The sequence below is a fragment of the Pantoea pleuroti genome, from assembly GCF_014156615.1.
In the GTDB taxonomy this organism is placed as follows: Bacteria; Pseudomonadota; Gammaproteobacteria; order Enterobacterales; family Enterobacteriaceae; genus Pantoea; species Pantoea agglomerans.
Window position 1 is genome coordinate 154,673 of record NZ_SBFD01000007.1, and the last position, 18,075, is coordinate 172,747.

The following is an 18,075-nucleotide window of genomic DNA, read 5'->3' on the forward strand; positions in this document are numbered from 1 at the left end:
TATGACGATACCGAGAGTAAACAGGTGGTTTGCCGCTCTGCTGCTGGGCAGTGCAACGTTAAGCTGTGCCGCCGCGCAGGAGGACGCGCCCGCAAACATCGCTGGTGTAACGCCTGTGCAATCTTTACCGCAGGATAACGGCGCACCGCTGCGGAACAGCCAGCTGAGCTTTGCCCAGCTGGCACCGCCGCCTGGCAGCATGACGCTGCGTGGCACCCGCACTACCGGACAGATTGAGTTCGGTGTGCGCAGCGATGAGGTGGTGACGCGCGCGTTACTGAACCTCAGCTTTCGGCCTTCGCCCGCACTGCTGCCGACGCTGTCGCAGCTGAAGGTGTATCTCAATGATGAGCTGGTCGGTCTGATCACCCTGACGCCGGAACAGCTGGGTAAAGAGACCCAGACGCAGCTGTCGATCGATCCGCGTTACATTGCCGACTTCAACCGCGTGCGTTTCGAGCTGGTGGGCCACTACGCCAACGTCTGTGAAAATCCTGCCAATAGCGCAATCTGGCTTGATATCGGCAAACAGAGCGGCATCGATCTGACGCTGCAAAAACTGCCGCTGAAAAATGACCTCTCCCACTTCCCGGAACCCTTTTTTGATTCGCGGGATACGCGGCCGCTGACCCTGCCGATGGTGTTCAGCGCCCAGCCGGATGTGACGCAGCAGCGGGCTGCCGCCATTCTTGCTTCCTGGTTTGGCAGCAAAACGGGCTGGCGCGGACAGCGCTTTCCGGTGCTGTATAACCAGCTACCGCAACAGCATCATGCGGTGGTGTTCGCCACCAACGATGCGCGCCCAGATTTCCTGAAAGATCTGCCGCCGGTGGCGAAACCCACAGTAGAGATTGTCAGCCAGCCCGATAATCCGTATGAAAAAATGCTGCTGATTCTGGGACGCAACGATGAGGACCTGCTGACGGCGGTTCAGGGTATCGCCCAGGGGGAGCTGCTGCTGCGCGGCGATATCTCAACCATCGACAGCGTTAAGCTGCTCTCCCCGCGCCAGGCCTATGACGCCCCTAACTGGGTGCGGACCGATCGCCGCACCACTTTCGCCGAACTGACGCAATATGAGAATCAGTTGCAGTCTGATGGGGTGCAGCCTAATCCCGTCAGCCTGACCCTCAATCTGCCGCCCGATCTCTTCCTGGTTCGCGCGCGCGGTATCGACATGGATCTGAGCTATCGCTACACCGCGCCTTTCCAGTCGGATGGCTCACGGCTGGCGGTCAACCTGAATAATCAGTTCATTCAGGATTATCCGCTGCCGCCGAAAAATACGACGGGTCAACAGCTGCTGCATATTCCGCTGATACAGGGAATGCTGGACAAGAGCCATGAGCTGCTGATTCCGGCGCTGCGCCTCGGGGTAGTGAATCAGCTGCGCTTCGATTTTGATTACGCCAATATCACCATCAGCGGCAACGCGGATGGACGCTGTGAAACCGCAACGCCGATAACGCATCATGTGGTGGTGGACGACAATTCCAGCATCGATTTTTCCGGCTATCGCCACTACATCGAAATGCCGTCGCTGCGCGCGTGGGCGAATGCGGGCTTTCCGTTCAGCCGCTACGCCGATCTGGCGCAAACCCTGGTACTGATGCCGCCAAAACCCGATGCAGAGCAGGTCAGCACGCTGCTGAATACGTTGGGCAATATGGGTGCGCAAACCGGCTATCCGGCGCTGCGCGTTCAGTTGACCGATGACTGGGCCACGGCGAAGAAGCAGGATGTGGATCTGCTGATGATCGGCGTCATCCCCAAAGATCTTCAGGATGACCAGCGGATCCCGGCGCTGGTCGACGCCACCGCCAGCTGGCTGAAAGAGCCTGTGCGACGGATCACTCCGGAGGTGAACCCGCAAAGTCAGCGCGAGCAGGCGGCAGAAAGCACGACGACTATCAGCTCCCGCGGCCCGCTGGCAACGGTGATTGGCTTCCAGTCACCTTTTTACGATCAGCGCAGCGTTGTCGCGTTGCTCGCCGATGGCACGCCGCGCAGCTGGCAGTTGCTCAACGAGGCGATGGGTGACAGCGGCAAGCGTGGCACGATGTCTGGCTCCACCGTGGTAATCCGTGAGTCAGGGGTTAACAGCCTGCGCGTGGGAGAGAGCTACTACGTTGGTCATCTGCCGTGGTGGGAGCGTCTCTGGTCGCTACTCTCCGTCCATCCCTTCTGGCTGGCACTCTGCGCACTCTTTGTGGTGGTACTGTTCGCGCTGATGACCTGGCGTCTGATGCGAATTATTACCCGTCGTCGTTTACTGGATGAAGATGAATAACGCCCGGGTGCTGCGGGCAGGCATGCTGCTCGGCGCACTGAGTGCGCTGCCGGGGCTGGCTGCACCGGTCGACGGACCGGAGGTGTCGCCGGTCGAATGGTTGCTGTCACAGGTACGCACCGGCGAGTCGACCAACAAATACGATCTGGTGCAGCAATCGCTCTACCGGCTTGAGAAGATCGATCCTGATAATCCGCAGGTGCTGGCGGCTCGCCTGCGGCTGGCGCTGCGTCAGGGCGATATCCCTAAAGCGCAGATGCTGCTGGAGCAGCTGAAAAAGGTTGCGCCCGACTCCGCCGCGACGCGTGAATCAGCCGTCGGCCTGACGCTGATGTCGTCGGATGGGCGTCAGCAGCTGCAGCAGGCGCGCCTGCTCGCCACTTCGGGGCGCCTGGCGGAGGCGAAAAGTGCTTACGATGCGTTGTTCGGAGGGGTTTTTCCGGATGCGAACACGGCGCTGGAATACTGGCGGCTGCTGGCACGCATTCCCGGTCAGGAGAGCGTCGCTTATCAGCAGCTGCAGGCGCTGGAGCAGCGCTACCCGGGCAATATCGGGGTTGAGCTGCAAATTGCACGCATGGCATTTGATCAACAGCAGCCGGCGCAGGCGATAGCGCAGTTGAAAAAGCTGGCAAACAGCAACGGCGGACGCGCCGCCGCCGCCGATCTCTGGCTGCAGCAAATCAACGATCAGCCGGTCAGCGACAGCAGCGTGGCGCAGTTGAAGGCTTATCTGGCTGTTTTTACCGACGGCGACGCGCACCAGCAGGGCGCGGATGTGCTGGCGAAGCAGCAGGCGCAGCTCGCCGATCCCGCCTATCGCGAACGGATGCGTGGCCTGGCGCTGGTCGAGGCGGGCGATGTGAATAATGCGATGGCAGCGCTTAGTCGGGCACTGAAGGATAACCCCAACGACGCCGAATTGATGGGTGCAATGGGGCAGACCCAGGCACGCGCCGGCCATCGTGACGCGGCGGTGCTCTGGCTGGAACGCGCCGTTGAGGCGGGCAAGCAGAGCACGTTGATCGGCAAATGGCAGTCGCTGCTGCAGACTAACCGTTACTGGCTGGCGGTCGAACAGGGCGACAAGGCGCTGGCGCAGCATGACGTTGAGGGGGCCGAACGCGCTTACCGCGCCGCACAGAAAATTGATAGCACCGACAGCTATGCCCTGATTGGCCTGGGCGATGTAGCGATGGCGCGCAAAGATGCGGCAGGTGCCGAACTGTTCTGGCAGCATGCGCTGCGGCTTGACGCGACCAACACCACCACCGTGCGTCGCCTGGCCGGGCTTTATCAGGCTGAGTCGCCTGCCCGCGTAATGCAGTTTATCAGTACGCTACCCGCCGGGCAGCAGCGCGAGATGGCGGGAACGTTGCGCGCGCTGCGCAGTGACAGTCTGCGCGCCGAGGCCGATGCGCTCGCCCGGCAGAATAAATGGCCGCAGGCGGCAGAGAAGTATCGGGCGGCGCTGGCGCTGCAGCCGGATGACGTCTGGCTCAGTTATCGGCTGGCGAGCGCGCTACGCGACGGTGGCGCCACCCAACAGGCGGATGCGCAGATCGCGACGCTGCAACAGCAGCATCCCGGAGATGCGACCGCGCTCTACGCCGCCGCGCTCTACCTTTCCAGCCGGGATAATGATGACGCCGCACTGGCAACGCTGCATCGCCTGCCTGAAACGCAGTGGAACAGTAATATGCATGAGCTGGCTGACCGGCTCGGGCAGGATAAAATTTTTGCCAGCGCCGAAGCGCTTCGTGCGGCAGGGCAGGAGCGGGCAGCGGTGACGCTGCTTTACCAGCAGCCGGTTTCCAGCCGACGTGACCTGACGCTGGCCGACTGGGCGCTGGCTCGCGGGGATGCGCAGCAGGCACTGGAGACCTATCAGCAGGTGCTGTCGCGCGAGCCGGATAGCGGCGACGCGGCGCTGGGACGAATCGAAGCGCTGGTCGCGCTCCAGCGCACCGGTGAAGCACGGCAGGCACTTGAGCAGCAGCCAGCCCAGCCCAATAGTCTTAATGCCGATCGCCGCGCCGCGCTGGCATGGCAGGCGGTGGGCGAAACCACGCAGGCTGCCGTGCGCTTTGCCAGCCTGAAGCAGCGCGCTGCGTCACTGCCGCCTTCGCAGGATAAGGCACTGGTGTTTCGTGATGCGGCACGGCTGGAGCGCACACAGCAGCAGCCAGAGATCGCGCTGGCGGATTATCGTCAGGCGATGACGGCCAGCGGTATCGGCAGCGGCGAAAGTATCAGCCGCGCGACACGCTCTCAGGAACAGGATGACTGGCTGAAGCGCAGTATTCGCAGCGACACCGCAGATCTCTATCGTCAGCGTGAGACCACGCTGACGGTGCAGCAGGATTATTCGCGCAATAAGGGTACGGCTGGGGTCTCCGACTTTACTGCCCATACCACCATGCTGCAGGCGGAAAGTCCGTTTGCCGACGGACGTGGCTTTTTCCGTCTCGACCGGGTGGACGTCTCGGCAGGGAGTTTTACCACCCGCAACGGCAGCTTCGACGAGCAGTTTGGTAGCTGCGACGACGCCAGTTCCGGCGGATGCAGCCGCGATGCCAGTCAGCGCGCCGAGGGCACTGCGCTGGGCGTCGGCTGGCATAATGACCGCTGGTCAGCGGATCTGGGTACCACGCCGCTGGGCTTTGAGGTGACCAACTGGACCGGTGGACTGAGCTGGAAAACTGACGTCAGGGATCTTGGCGTGACGCTGACCGCCTCGCGACGGCCGATCGCCAGTTCGCTGCTTTCCTACGCGGGCGGGCGCGATCCATCGGCCAATGGTGGAAAAAGCTGGGGCGGCGTAGTGGCAACGGGTGGCAGCATCGGGCTGAGTTACGATCAGGACGGCGCACACGGTGTCTGGGGCGACATCAGTGCACATCAGATCACCGGTAAAAACGTTGCGGATAACAGTCGCGAGCGCTTAATGGCTGGCTACTACTACAAGCTCATTAATAGCGATAATCGCCGGGCCACCGTCGGGCTGAACAGCATGCTCTGGCACTATCAGAAGGATCTCAGCGATTACACCTTCGGTCAGGGCGGCTACTACAGTCCGCAGCAGTATCTCTCCTTTTCCGTGCCGGTCACCTGGCGACAGCGGACAGAAAACTGGTCGTTCGACCTGGGCGGCTCGGTTTCCTGGTCACATTCGAAAACCGATGCGCAGCAGCGCTATCCGGTCAATCCCGGTTTTACCCTTGCCAGCAATCCCGTTTCTACCAGCAGCACCGGTAGTGGCACGGGGTATACGCTGCAGGGCGTGGTTGAACGTCGTATCACGCCCGACTGGTTTATCGGGGTGGGCGTCGATATTCAACAGGCGAAAGACTATACCCCAAGTCACGGGCTTATCTACGTGCGTTACTCTGCCGCTGGCTGGGAAGGGGATCTGGATATGCCGCCACAGCCGCTGACCCCTTACGCGGATTTTAAATAATCCCGACCGGGAAAAAGCCGGACTTTTCAGACGGTAAAAAAGTCAGTTTATGGGATATACTGGCGGGCATTGTACTGTCTGCTATCTGGGCTTTTTTCATCGTCAGGAGAATATTTTTGCGCGTAAGCCGGTCACTTACGATAAAGCAGATGGCGACGGTTTCGCTGGTTGCGGTTATCACCATCAGCATCTTTATCGTCATCCAACTGTTTCATTTTGTGCAGCAGCGCAGGATTGACTACGCCCAGCAGATGGAGAATATCGCACACACTGTCCGCCAGCCGCTGTCGGAAGCGGTACTGCGCGCCGATATTTCTCAGGCCGAACGCATTCTCCATTCACTGAAACCTGCCGGTATTTTATCGCGCGCCGATGTGGTGCTGCCGAATGCGTTTCAGGCTCTGCATGCCGACTTCGAAACGGAGAAACCGGTGCCGCGTCTGGTGGCGCGACTGTTTGAGCTGCCGGTGCAGATTACCCTGCCGCTCTATTCAGTGGAAAATACCGGGATGCCGAAACCGCTGGCCTATCTGGTGCTGCAGGCTAACTCGACGCGCGTCTACCAGTTTATTCTCAGCACGCTCTCGACCATGATTATCACCTATCTGCTGCTGGCACTGATCCTGTCAGTGGCGATCAGCTGGTGTATCAACCGGCTGGTGGTGCATCCGCTGCGCAATCTCTCGCGGGAGCTGCAGGAGCTGCCGCCGCAGTCTATTCTGACGCATAAGCTGTCACTGCCGCAGAGCCACCGCGATGATGAAATCGGCATGCTCATCCGCAGCTACAACCGCAATCAGCAGGTGCTGGAGTCGATACATGATGAGATGAGCCGGCTGACCACCCATTTTCCCGTGACCGATCTGCCCAACCGTACCCTGTTTCTGGCGCTGGTCGAGCAGTTCATGAGCAGCCCGGAACAGCCGCTGGGGCTGATGGTGATCCGCATTGAAACCCTGCAGGAAGCCAATGGCGTATTGAGCGATGAGCAGCGCGATACGCTGATGCTGACGCTGGTGGAGAAGATCCGTAATACACTGGATGACCATACTCTGCTGGCGCAGACCGGGACCAGCGACTTTGTCCTGTTAATGAAGCGCGCCAGTAATCCGTTCCGCGCCCTGCGTCTGGCCCGTAACCTGATGATTCGCCTTAATCAGCCGGTCAACCTGTATCAGCTGCAGCTGCGTCCTAACGTCAGCATTGGTCTGGCGCTGCGCGACGATCAGCCGCTGAGCGCCAGTGATCTGCTTGGCCGCGCGACCTCAGCGATGATGTCGGCCCGCCATCAGGGCAAAAATCAGATCCTGTTCTTTGACGCCGCGTTAACCGAGCGCGCGCAAAAACGTCTGACCCAGGAGCATGACATTCTGCAGGGCCTGCACAATGAGCAGTTCGCCCTCTATCTGCAACCGCAGGTCGATATGCGCACCGGCACGTTAGTCGGCGCGGAAGCGCTGCTGCGTATGCGCCAGCCAGACGGCAGCTACGGTCTGACCGAAGAGTTTATTGCCAGTGCCGAAGAGATTGGCGTGATTAGCGCGATTGGCCGCTGGGTGTTTGAAGAGGCGTGCCGCATTCTGGCAGGCTGGCAGCGACAGGGCATTATGCTGCCGCTGAGTGTGAATATTTCCGCTGTGCAACTGCGTGACACGGGCGTGGTCTCGCATCTGCAATCCCTGCTGACGCGCCATCGCATCGCACCTGGCACCTTCGTGCTGGAAGTGACAGAAACGGCTCAGCTTGATGATGCTGAACAGGCGATATCGATGCTGCGGATGTTGCAGCAGACCGGCGTGGCCGTGGCTCTGGACGATTTCGGCATGGGCTACTCCAACCTTAACTACCTCCATCAGCTGAAAGCGTTGCCGGTTAACAAGCTGAAGATGGATCGCAGCTTCGTGGCGGCGCTGCCGCATGACGACACCATGGTCTGCATCGTGGCGGCCATCGCCGAGATTATCCATCTGGAGGTGATTGCCGAAGGCGTGGAGACAGCGGAACAACGTGACTGGCTGCTGGCGCGCGGCATCTCTATCGGACAGGGCTATCTGTATGCTGAAGCGCTGCCTCTGACCCGATTCAATCAGGCATGGATCGAAAACTCCTCACTACCGCAATAATTGCCTGATTCATTGATTTTGCGAGAATTTTAGTTACAAAACCCCCTGCTGAAGCGTTTCAGTTCAGAATTACGATCCCCGGGTTTCCTGGGCGTTTGTCACCCTGTATTAATCACGTAAACAGAGTGTTATTTTCGGGTTACTGTCAGGCGCCACCTCTGTTGCCCGCCAGTCACAATAACGAATCCGACAACATCACCTCACGGCGTTAGTGGACACCTGTTTATGAAAACCTCACTTTTTAAAAGCCTTTATTTCCAGGTGCTGATGGCGATTGGCATCGGCGTTTTGTTAGGCCATTTTTACCCGGAGTTAGGGACCCAGATGAAGCCGTTGGGAGATGGCTTTGTTAAGTTAATCAAGATGATTATCGCCCCGGTGATTTTCTGTACCGTGGTGACCGGCATCGCTGGCATGGAAAGCATGAAAGCGGTAGGAAGGACCGGCGCGGTTGCACTGCTCTATTTTGAAATTGTCAGCACCATCGCGCTGATTATCGGCCTGATCGTGGTTAACGTGGTGCAGCCGGGTGCCGGGATGAACGTTGATCCTGCCACGCTGGATGCCAAAGCCGTGGCGATTTACGCGCAGCAGGCAGAACAGCAGGGCATCGTCGCTTTCCTGCTGGATGTCATCCCCAACAGCGTGATTGGCGCCTTTGCCAGCGGCAATATTCTGCAGGTGCTGCTGTTTGCCATTCTGTTTGGTTTTGCCCTGCATCGTCTGGGTAATACCGGCACGCTGATTTTCAACGTGATTGAGAGCTTCTCAAAAGTGATTTTCGGCATCATTAACATGATCATGCGTCTGGCACCGATAGGGGCATTTGGCGCGATGGCGTTCACGATCGGCAAGTATGGCGTGGGCTCACTGGTGCAGCTCGGCCAGCTGATTATCTGCTTCTATATCACCTGTATTCTGTTTGTGGTGATCGTGCTGGGACTGATTGCACGACTGTTCGCCGGATTCAGCATCTTTAAGTTCATCGCCTATATCAAAGAAGAGCTGCTGATTGTGCTGGGCACTTCCTCTTCCGAGTCTGCGCTGCCGCGCATGCTGGATAAGATGGAGAAGCTGGGCTGCAAGAAATCGGTAGTAGGGCTGGTGATCCCCACTGGTTACTCCTTTAACCTGGACGGCACCTCGATTTATCTGACCATGGCGGCAGTATTTATCGCTCAGGCGACCAATGCGCACATGGACATTTTCCATCAGATTACGCTGCTGGTGGTGCTGCTGCTCTCCTCCAAAGGCGCGGCGGGGGTAACCGGGAGCGGATTTATTGTGCTGGCCGCGACGCTCTCTGCGGTGGGACATTTGCCGGTGGCGGGTCTGGCGCTGATTCTTGGTATCGACCGCTTTATGTCCGAAGCCCGTGCGCTGACCAACCTGATCGGTAACGGTGTGGCGACCGTGGTGGTGGCGAAGTGGGTCGATCAGCTGGATCATAAACAGCTGACCGACACGCTGGCAGGCCGGAATAAGGAGAATAAAGCGTCTGAATCTTCAATTTAATCATTGAATTTCACTTAAATCCTCACAAATGCCCGCTGTCGCTTGCCCTGACAGCGGGCATTTGCATAATAAACCCCACTTGTTTTTTTTGACGTTTTTCACTTCGTTACGCGACATCCTGAGCTTCCTGTGGTCAAACACTTTGTTGTTGGATAACAGCGCGATTCGGCGCCAGCCGATTCGTTAATAACAGCGGCAATATGCGCCAGTGATAACGATATTTGAATTATTTGAGTAGGGGTTCACATGCAGGGCACCAGAATTCGGCTTTTGGTTGGTGGATTAGTGCTGGCAAGCAGCTTTGGTCTCCAGGCAGAAACGCTGCAACCGGATCCGGCCTGGCAGGAAGGCAAGCTGGATAATGGATTTAACTGGCAGTTACTGGCCACACCGCAACGCCCCAGTGACCGTATTGAACTGCGGCTGGTGGTGAATACCGGCTCGCTGGTGGAGAGTGCGCAACAGGCCGGCTTCAGCCATCTGCTGCCGCGTCTGGCGATGGTGCACAACACCGCGCTTGATAACAATCAGCAGCGCGCGCTATGGCAACAGGCGATGGATCCACAGCATCCGCTGCCACCTGTGATCACCTCCTATGATTCCACCCAATATAATCTGAGTCTGCCGAATAACCGCCCCGAGTTGCTGAAAGAAGCGCTGAACTGGCTGGCGGCCACGGCGGGCAATATGGCCATCACCGAACAGGTGGTCAACACCGCGCTGGCGGCATCGGATCCGGTGGCGACCTGGCCGAAAGATACCCAGGATGTCTGGTGGCGCTACCGCCTGAAAGGCTCCGCGCTGCTGGCGCATGATCCCGCAGCGCAACCACGCGTGCCGGTTGATTTAACCCAGCTCAATGATTTTTATCATCAGTGGTACACCCCGGATGCGATGACGCTCTACGTGGTAGGGAATGTCGACAGCCGCAACCTCTCTGAGCAGATCAATAAAACCTTCTCGGCGTTAACCGGTAAACGAGAAACGCCTGCGCCACTGCCCACCCTGTCGCCGCTGCCGCACGAGCCGGTAAATCTGGTCAGCAGCAACATGACGCAGGATCGCCTTTCGCTGGTGTGGGATACGCCGTGGCAACCGATTCGTGACTCCCAGAATCTGCAGCGTTACTGGCAGGGCGATCTGGCGCGTGAAGCGCTGTTCTGGCATGTCCAGCGTGCGCTCAGTGACAGCAAGGCACAGGGCATACAGGTGGGATTTGATTGCCGTGTGCTCTATCAGCGTGCGCAGTGCTCCATCAACCTGGATGGACGCAACGAAAATCTGGCGCAGAATATGAACCTGGTGGCGCGTGAGCTGGCAAACGTGCGTGACAAAGGCTTGCCGCAGGAGGAGTTCGATGCGCTGATGGCGCAGAAGCTGCTGGAGCTGAACAAGCTGTTTACCACCTATGCCCGCACCGATACGGATGTGCTGATGAGCCAGCGCCTGCGCTCCCAGCAGAACGCCGTAGTCGATATCGCACCTGAGCAGTATCAGAAGCTGCGTCAGACTTTCCTGGCCGGCCTGACCCGCGAACAGTTAAACCAGGAGCTGCGTCAGCAGCTGACGCAGGAGCTGATGATGGTACTGATTCAGCCGGAAGGCGAAGCGGAAACCAACGTGAAGAGCCTGCAAAACAACTGGGACAAAGTGATGGCACCGCCAGCGGCACCGGCGACCAGCAATGAAGCCAGTCCGCCGGATAGTAACGTCAAAGACGTTCCGCCAGCCGCATAAAATCAGGTCTTTGCCCTGAGCCACTCGGTCACTAACATCGGCCAGCTGGCGAGGGGCAAATCTGCCACGCCGCGGATACCAAATCCGTGCCCGCCTTTCTGATAGAAATGCACCTCTGCCGGGACCTTATGCTCACGCAGCGCGCCAAAAAACGCCATGCTGTGATTCACGGATACATCATCATCGTCGGCTGCGTGGATCAACAGCGTCGGCGGCACCAGCGGATGAACCCGGGTTTCCATTGAATAAGCGTCAATGGTTTTCTGATCGGGCCAGGCACCCAGCAGGCGGGTTCTGGCTCCTTCATGGGCGATGCCGTCCCGCATGCTGATTACCGGATAGACCAGGACCATCGCATCCGGACGCGGCGAGAAGTTTTCTGCGCCATCCTGCACCGGATAGAGTTTCTCTGCGAAACGCGTACCCAGACTGGCAGCCACGTGGCCACCCGCCGAAAAGCCCATCATGACGATATATTTACCATTCAGGCCGCGCTGCGCCCGTTCACGCAGGACGCGTACCGCGCGCTGAGCATCGGCCAGCGGCGCGTCGGGGCCTTCGTGATGTCCATCATAGGGCAGGCGATAAGTCATCACCGCCAGGGTGTAACCCATTGAGGTAAAGAATGTCGCCAGGGCGCTGCCTTCACGATCGATCATCACGCGCTGATAGCCACCGCCCGGTGCGACCAGCAGGGTAATCCCGTTTGATTCGACCGGATGCCAGATCGCCATCTCCGGGCAACGCACGCCGGTAGCTGCCCGATCGTAAGGCTCATACTCTTTTGCCATGTCGACAATCTGCGGCTGGGCGCGCGAATCGCTGGCGCCTGGCGCATCACCGTGTGGCCAGATATTAATAATTTCTGTGTGCATAAATAGATCCTGATGCGGGGAATATTTTAATTGTTTTGTTCGCGGCCGGAGAGAACAGCGTCCTGCTGTCTTTTGATTAAAAGATGGTCTTTTTTCAGGCGGTCGTCCATCCGAAAAGGGGGGGATCTGACCAGATTCGGACTATGCCTGGTGGTGGATCTTTTTATATAACTGATTAATTTTAATCAATAAATTATAAGGATGGTTGAAGGGGATTGCCGCAGGAAGTCCGTTATTAACCACTAATTTGCAGCTTAAGGTAAATGGCTGGCACGGCCCGCTTCGATAGCCGCAATTTACCGGATATCACGCTGTCTGCTGTTAAGGCGAAATAATGATTTTAGCGCCAGAGTCACTCTCGCCACGCTGCAGAGGCTTAAGTGCCAGTCTCATTTGGGAATGATCAGCGTCGGATAGAAACAGGCAGTTTCCTGTTGGTTGATGGGGTTTAACATAACATCAGTCGTTCATTCACAACGGTAAGATGCATCCCATGTTTGATACCGATCTCTCCACCCGACAAACCTTTGGTCGCCTGTGGCCGACGATTTCTCCCTTCAGGCTGGGACTGCTGGTTGCGGGTGTTGCCCTGATCGTCAACGCCGCAATAGATCCATTTATGCTGACGTTACTGAAGACGCTGCTGGACGATGTCATTGGCAAAAACAATCACGGCATTCTGCGCTGGATGCCGCTGGTGATTATCGGGCTGATTCTGATTCGCGGTGTCAGCGGCTACATCTCCAGTTACTGCATCTCCTGGGTGTCAGGCAAAGTGGTGATGACCCTGCGTCGTCGCCTGTTCAGTCATATGATGGGCATGCCGGTGGCATTTTTTGATCAGCAGTCAACCGGCACGCTGCTCTCCCGTATCAGCTACGACTGCGAGCAGGTCGCCTCCTCCTCTTCCGGCTCGCTGGTGACGGTGGTGCGCGAAGGGGCCTCCATTGTTGGCCTGTTTGTGATGATGTTCTACTACAGCTGGCAGCTTTCACTGATCCTGCTGGTGCTGGCACCCATTGTGTCACTGGCGATCCGCATCGTCTCCAGACGCTTCCGCACAATCAGCAAGAATATGCAGAACACCATGGGGCAGGTGACGTCTCATGCAGAGCAGATGCTGAAAGGGCATAAAGAGGTACTGATGTTCGGCGGTCAGCAGGTCGAGACCTCCCGCTTTGAACAGGTCAGCAACAAAATGCGTCGCCAGGGAATGAAAATGGTCTCGGCGACCTCGCTATCCGATCCGATTATTCAGTTGCTCGCCTCCTCTGCGCTCGCCTTTGTGCTCTATGCAGCCAGTTTTCCGTCGGTCATGGCAACGCTGACGGCGGGATCCATCAGCGCGGTGTTTTCCGCCATGCTGATGCTGATGCGTCCGTTAAAGTCCCTGACCAACGTCAATGCCCAGTTCCAGCGCGGCATGGCAGCCTGTCAGACGCTGTTCGCGATCCTGGATACTGAACAGGAAAAGGATGAAGGTACCCGGGTGGCTGATCGCGCCACCGGGAATATTGAATTTCGCGATGTCACCTTTACTTATCCGGGATCGGAAACGCCTGCGTTGCAGCATATCAATCTGACCCTTCCCGCCGGTAAAACCGTGGCCCTGGTAGGCCGTTCCGGTTCGGGTAAATCGACTCTCGCCAGCCTGTTAACGCGTTTTTACGATATCGACAGCGGCGAAATTTTGCTGGATGGTCATGACCTGCGCGATTACACCCTGGCCTCACTGCGCGAGCAGGTGGCGCTGGTCTCTCAGCATGTTCACCTGTTCAATGACACGGTCGCCAATAACATTGCCTATGCCCGTACCGACGTCTTCAGTCGGGAGGCGATCGAAAAGGCGGCGCAGATGGCCCATGCCATGGAGTTTATTAATAAAATGGATAACGGGCTGGATACGGTGATTGGAGAGAATGGGGTGCTGCTGTCGGGTGGACAGCGTCAGCGCATCGCAATTGCCCGTGCCCTGCTGCGCGACAGTCCGATTCTGATCCTCGACGAAGCGACCTCGGCTCTGGACAGCGAGTCTGAACGCGCGATTCAGTCTGCACTGGAGACGCTACAGCAAAACCGGACCACGCTGATTATCGCTCACCGGCTCTCGACCATTGAAAAGGCAGATGAAATTCTGCTGGTGGAAGAGGGCAGGATTGTTGAGCGCGGCTCGCATCAGCAGCTGCTGCAAAAGAAAGGCGCTTATGCCCGGCTTTATCAGATGCAGTTCAGTCAGCCACTTTGTGCGTAAGAGATGTTTGTGCCGAATGCCAAAGCAGAGTGAACCCAACAGCAATTAATATGCTCAACTCACAGAGAGCCGGGTCAGAGGAGAAAAGTGTTACAGCCACCCAACCAGACGTTACCAACAGCCTAAAAAATGCGCCCTCAGGCGCATTTTCTGGCATCGGCACGTTCAGTGCCTGTATCAACGACGCTGGCTGCCGCTCTGTCAGTCAGGCATCGCCTCTGCCGGAATAATCGCGCCACGATGCTGAATCACGGTGCTGGCAGTCAGATGTCCGCGCTGCGCGGCGACCTCTGCAGAAGCGCCGGTCAGACGGCGAGCCAGATAACCGGCACTGAACGAATCACCGGCTGCGGTGGTATCGATCACTTTCTCTTTCGCCAGACGAACCGCAGGCACATCAATCAGCGGCGCATCGCCGGTGACCACCAGGCAGGAGTCTGCACCGCGCTTAATCACGATTTCGCTGGCACCCGCCTGACGGGTACGCGCGATAACGTCATCCAGCGGCTCTTCGCCCCAGAGCAGATGTTCATCATCCAGTGTCAGGAAGGCGATATCGGTACAGTTGAGCATGGCGCGATAAGCGGCCTGTGTGCTGGCCCGATCGGCCCATAAACGTGGGCGGTAGTTGTTATCGAAAATTACTTTGCCGCCATTAGCCCGGCAGCGAGCCAGCAGCAGCATCAGCTTTTCACGACTGGCAGGCGACAGAATCGCCAGGCTGATGCCGCTGAGGTAGAGATAATCGTAGTGCGACAGCTGTTCAGCTATCTCTGCGGATTGCGGACTGTCGAGCCAGTAACGCGCGGCGGCATCACTGCGCCAGTACCAGAAGGTACGCTCACCGTCGGCATCGGTTTCAATGAAATACAGGCCCGGCATTTTATTATCGAGCTGCTGAATCAGGTCGGTATTGACCTTCTCCTGCTGCCAGGCTGCGATCATTTGATCGCTGAACGAATCCGTACCCAGCGCAGTGACATAATCGACCCGTAACTGCTGCTCATCAACCTGGCGGGCGAGATAAACGGCCGTATTGAGCGTATCGCCGCCAAAGCCACGTTTAATGTTCTCACCCTTTTCGGACAGCTCAATCATGCATTCGCCGATGATGGCGATTTTTTTCTGCGTCATGGTTTCAGACCTGTAGTGAAATATCGCCTTAGTCTCGCGTCTGGTATGGCAGACGTCAATGGTTTTAAAACGGTGTTTTAATTTATCTTTAAAGGTGACCATTAGCCCCGGTCTCGGGGATAAACGCCGGGAATGTCGGCTTTTTTTACCGCTTATGCTAACGAAATGGCTGATAAACCCCCTTTTCTGAATTGAATCATCTTACTATCCCGCTTCCCTGATGCCGTTGCCCGTGGTCTCGACTATCTTTAACGCAGACCGTGAATGTGCAAGGAGAAAGCGTAATGTCGCGTATCGGGAAAATAGTCAGCTGGGTAGCAGGAATTCTGGTGTTGTTGATCGTGGTGATTATCGTCGTCATCGCGACCTTTGACTGGAATCGCCTGAAGCCCACCATTAATCAAAAAGTTTCAACCGAGTTAAACCGTCCCTTTGCGATACGCGGGGATCTGGGTATCGACTGGGCACGAAATCGCGACGAGGCAGGCTGGCGGCGCTGGGTGCCGTGGCCGCAGATCCATGCGGAAGATATCATGCTGGGGAATCCGCCTGATATTGCTGACGTCACCATGGTACATCTGCAGCGGGTCGATGCCACATTGTCGCCGCTGTCGCTGCTGCACAAAGAACTGTTTATCCCGTGGATTAAATTGCAGCGGCCGGATGCGCGTCTGATTCAGACCGCGGAAAAAAAGAACAACTGGACCTTTACCCTTGCCGATAGCGGCAAGGATGAGAAGAGTGCTGCGCCATCGGCCTGGTCATTTCGTCTGGATAATATTCTGTTCGATCAGGGCCAGATTCGTTATCGCGACGCCATTAACCGCGCAGATGTCACGGTGCAGGTTAATCCGCTGGGTAAACCGGTGCCGTATACGCAGATTGCCGGAGGCAATGATCAGCAGAAGGGCGCAGGCGACTTCGTCTTTGGCTGGCAGGCGAAGGGCACTTATAACAATGAGTCACTCAGCGGCGACGGTAAGATTGGCGGCATGCTGTCACTGCGCAGTCAGAACACCCCGTTCCCGATTGAGGCCGATCTGCGCAACGGCAGCACGCGGGTTCAGGTGACCGGCGGTCTGCAGGATCCGATGAACCTCGGCGGGCTTAACGTGCGACTGCGCTTCTCGGGCGATACGCTGGCGAATCTCTATGGCCTGACCGGCGTCCTGCTGCCTGACACGCCACCTTATGAAACCGACGGCCATCTGATTGCTAAATTCAGCGGCGAAAAGGGCGCGGTCTACCGCTATGAGAAATTCAACGGACATATTGGCGACAGCGATATTCATGGCTCGCTGATCTACAGTCAGGTCAAACCCCGCCCGACACTCAGCGGCGAACTGACCTCTGAGCAACTGCGCATGGCCGATCTGGGGCCGCTGATTGGCGTCGACTCTGGCAAAGGCAGTGAAAAAACGGCTCAGGCCAAAGCCCGGCGCGGTGAGAAATCGAATCAGCCCGCAGACCGCGTGCTGCCGCACGATAAATTCGACACCAAAAACTGGGACGTAATGGATGCCGAAGTGAAGTTCAGCGGCAAACGGATCGAACACAGCAATTCACTGCCGTTAAGCGATCTCTATACCCATTTGCAGCTCAAAAACGGTGATCTGCTGCTGGACCCGCTGCGCTTTGGTGTGGCGGGCGGCAATCTCAACAGCACCATCCGGCTGGAGGGCAATCACTCGCCGATGCGTGGTCGGGTTGATCTTCATGTCCGTAAGCTGCAGCTGCGTCAGCTCTTCCCGAATGTGGAGGCGATGAAGAACAGCCGTGGCCAGCTCAATGGCGATGCCAGCTTTACCGGCACCGGTAACTCCGTAGCCGATCTGCTGGCGACCAGCAACGGGCAACTTAAGCTGCTGATGAATGATGGCCTGATTAGCCGCAGCCTGATGGAAATTGCCGGACTCAACGTCGGTAACTACGTGGTGGGCAAACTGTTTGGCGATGACCAGGTGCGCATCAACTGCGCCGCCACCGATCTCAAACTGCAGAACGGTGTGGCGACGCCTAACCTGTTTGTGTTTGATACCGAGAACGCGATTATCAATGTTTCAGGCAACGCGAACTTCGCCAGTGAGCGGCTGGATCTGTCGGTGAATCCGGAGAGTAAGGGTGTCCGCATCGTAACGCTGCGCTCCCCGCTCTACGTGCGCGGCACCTTTAAAAATCCTGATGCGGGCGTGAAAACGGGGCCACTGCTGGCACGTGGTGCCGCTGCAGTGGCACTGGGCGCAGTAGTCGGCCCGGCGGCGGCGCTGCTGGCACTGATCTCTCCTAGTGATAACGAAGACAACCAGTGCAGCACCGTCCTGCAGCAGATGAAGCAGAAGAAGTAACTAGTTGCGATAGAGCACTTTGATAATGTGATAACCAAAGCCGGTCTTTACCGGCCCGTAAGGCGTCAGCAGCGGGCAGGTAAAGACCGCTTTATCAAAGGCTGGCACCATCTGTCCCTGCCGGAACTCACCCAGATCGCCGCCATTCCGGCCAGAAGGACAGGTTGAGTGCTTCTTTGCCAGCTGCTGGAAATTGCCACCCTTCGCCAGTTTCGCCAGAATCTCTTTTGCCAGCGCTTCCTCTTTGACCAGGATGTGTAAAGCCGCCGCGGTTTTCGCCATGTTGGTATCTCGGTTGTGTATAATTGCCGCCCAGTATAAACCCCTTTCTTTTGATTCAATCAG

10 protein-coding genes are annotated in these 18,075 nt (G+C 57.5%); 7 read left to right on the top strand and 3 right to left on the bottom strand.

The window, feature by feature from the left end:
* Nucleotide 1: 1 nt before the first annotated feature.
* The 5 genes from bcsB (at nt 2) to EPG66_RS16960 (ending at nt 11,125) form a co-directional block, all read left to right on the top strand.
* Nucleotides 2-2,290, top strand: a complete 2,289-nt coding sequence (gene bcsB, locus EPG66_RS16940) for a cellulose biosynthesis cyclic di-GMP-binding regulatory protein BcsB (RefSeq protein ID WP_143991281.1) — start codon at nt 2-4, stop codon at nt 2,288-2,290.
* Nucleotides 2,283-5,750 (top strand): cellulose synthase complex outer membrane protein BcsC, encoded by a 3,468-nt coding sequence (bcsC, locus tag EPG66_RS16945; protein WP_182687605.1) that lies wholly within the window; start codon nt 2,283-2,285, stop codon nt 5,748-5,750. The genes bcsB and bcsC overlap by 8 nt, the downstream gene beginning before the upstream one ends.
* Nucleotides 5,751-5,866: 116 nt before the next feature.
* Entirely contained in the window at nt 5,867-7,873 is a 2,007-nt protein-coding gene (hmsP, locus tag EPG66_RS16950; RefSeq protein WP_031292605.1) for a biofilm formation regulator HmsP, read from the top strand.
* Between the two features lie 225 nt (nt 7,874-8,098).
* Nucleotides 8,099-9,388 carry a dicarboxylate/amino acid:cation symporter gene (locus tag EPG66_RS16955; RefSeq protein WP_010257403.1) on the top strand — a complete coding sequence of 430 codons (1,290 nt, stop codon included), beginning with the start codon at nt 8,099-8,101 and terminating at the stop codon, nt 9,386-9,388.
* A gap of 246 nt (nt 9,389-9,634) precedes the next feature.
* A complete protein-coding gene (locus EPG66_RS16960) occupies nt 9,635-11,125 on the top strand; it encodes a M16 family metallopeptidase (protein WP_031590318.1) in 1,491 nt (496 codons plus the stop codon).
* 2 nt (nt 11,126-11,127) lie between these two features.
* Here EPG66_RS16960 and EPG66_RS16965 read toward each other — a convergent pair whose 3' ends face one another.
* The gene (locus EPG66_RS16965; protein ID WP_010671660.1) at nt 11,128-12,000 is read right to left on the bottom strand and encodes an alpha/beta hydrolase; all 873 of its coding nucleotides are present in this window, start codon (nt 11,998-12,000) and stop codon (nt 11,128-11,130) included.
* Between the two features lie 493 nt (nt 12,001-12,493).
* Between EPG66_RS16965 and msbA the strand changes: the two genes are divergently transcribed.
* Nucleotides 12,494-14,251 carry a lipid A ABC transporter ATP-binding protein/permease MsbA gene (gene msbA / locus EPG66_RS16970; RefSeq protein WP_376712838.1) on the top strand — a complete coding sequence of 586 codons (1,758 nt, stop codon included), beginning with the start codon at nt 12,494-12,496 and terminating at the stop codon, nt 14,249-14,251.
* Between the two features lie 201 nt (nt 14,252-14,452).
* On the opposite strand, the gene kdgK is transcribed toward msbA, so the two are convergent.
* Complete coding sequence (gene kdgK, locus EPG66_RS16975; protein WP_182687607.1) at nt 14,453-15,385, bottom strand: 2-dehydro-3-deoxygluconokinase; 933 nt, start codon at nt 15,383-15,385, stop codon at nt 14,453-14,455.
* A 284-nt stretch (nt 15,386-15,669) separates the two neighbouring features.
* Here kdgK and EPG66_RS16980 point away from each other — a divergent pair, with 284 nt between their 5' ends.
* Entirely contained in the window at nt 15,670-17,730 is a 2,061-nt protein-coding gene (locus tag EPG66_RS16980) for an AsmA family protein (RefSeq protein ID WP_182687609.1), read from the top strand.
* Here EPG66_RS16980 and ppiC read toward each other — a convergent pair whose 3' ends face one another.
* A complete protein-coding gene (gene ppiC, locus EPG66_RS16985) occupies nt 17,731-18,012 on the bottom strand; it encodes a peptidylprolyl isomerase PpiC (RefSeq protein WP_010257386.1) in 282 nt (93 codons plus the stop codon). It lies immediately after the preceding gene.
* Nucleotides 18,013-18,075 lie beyond the last annotated feature (63 nt).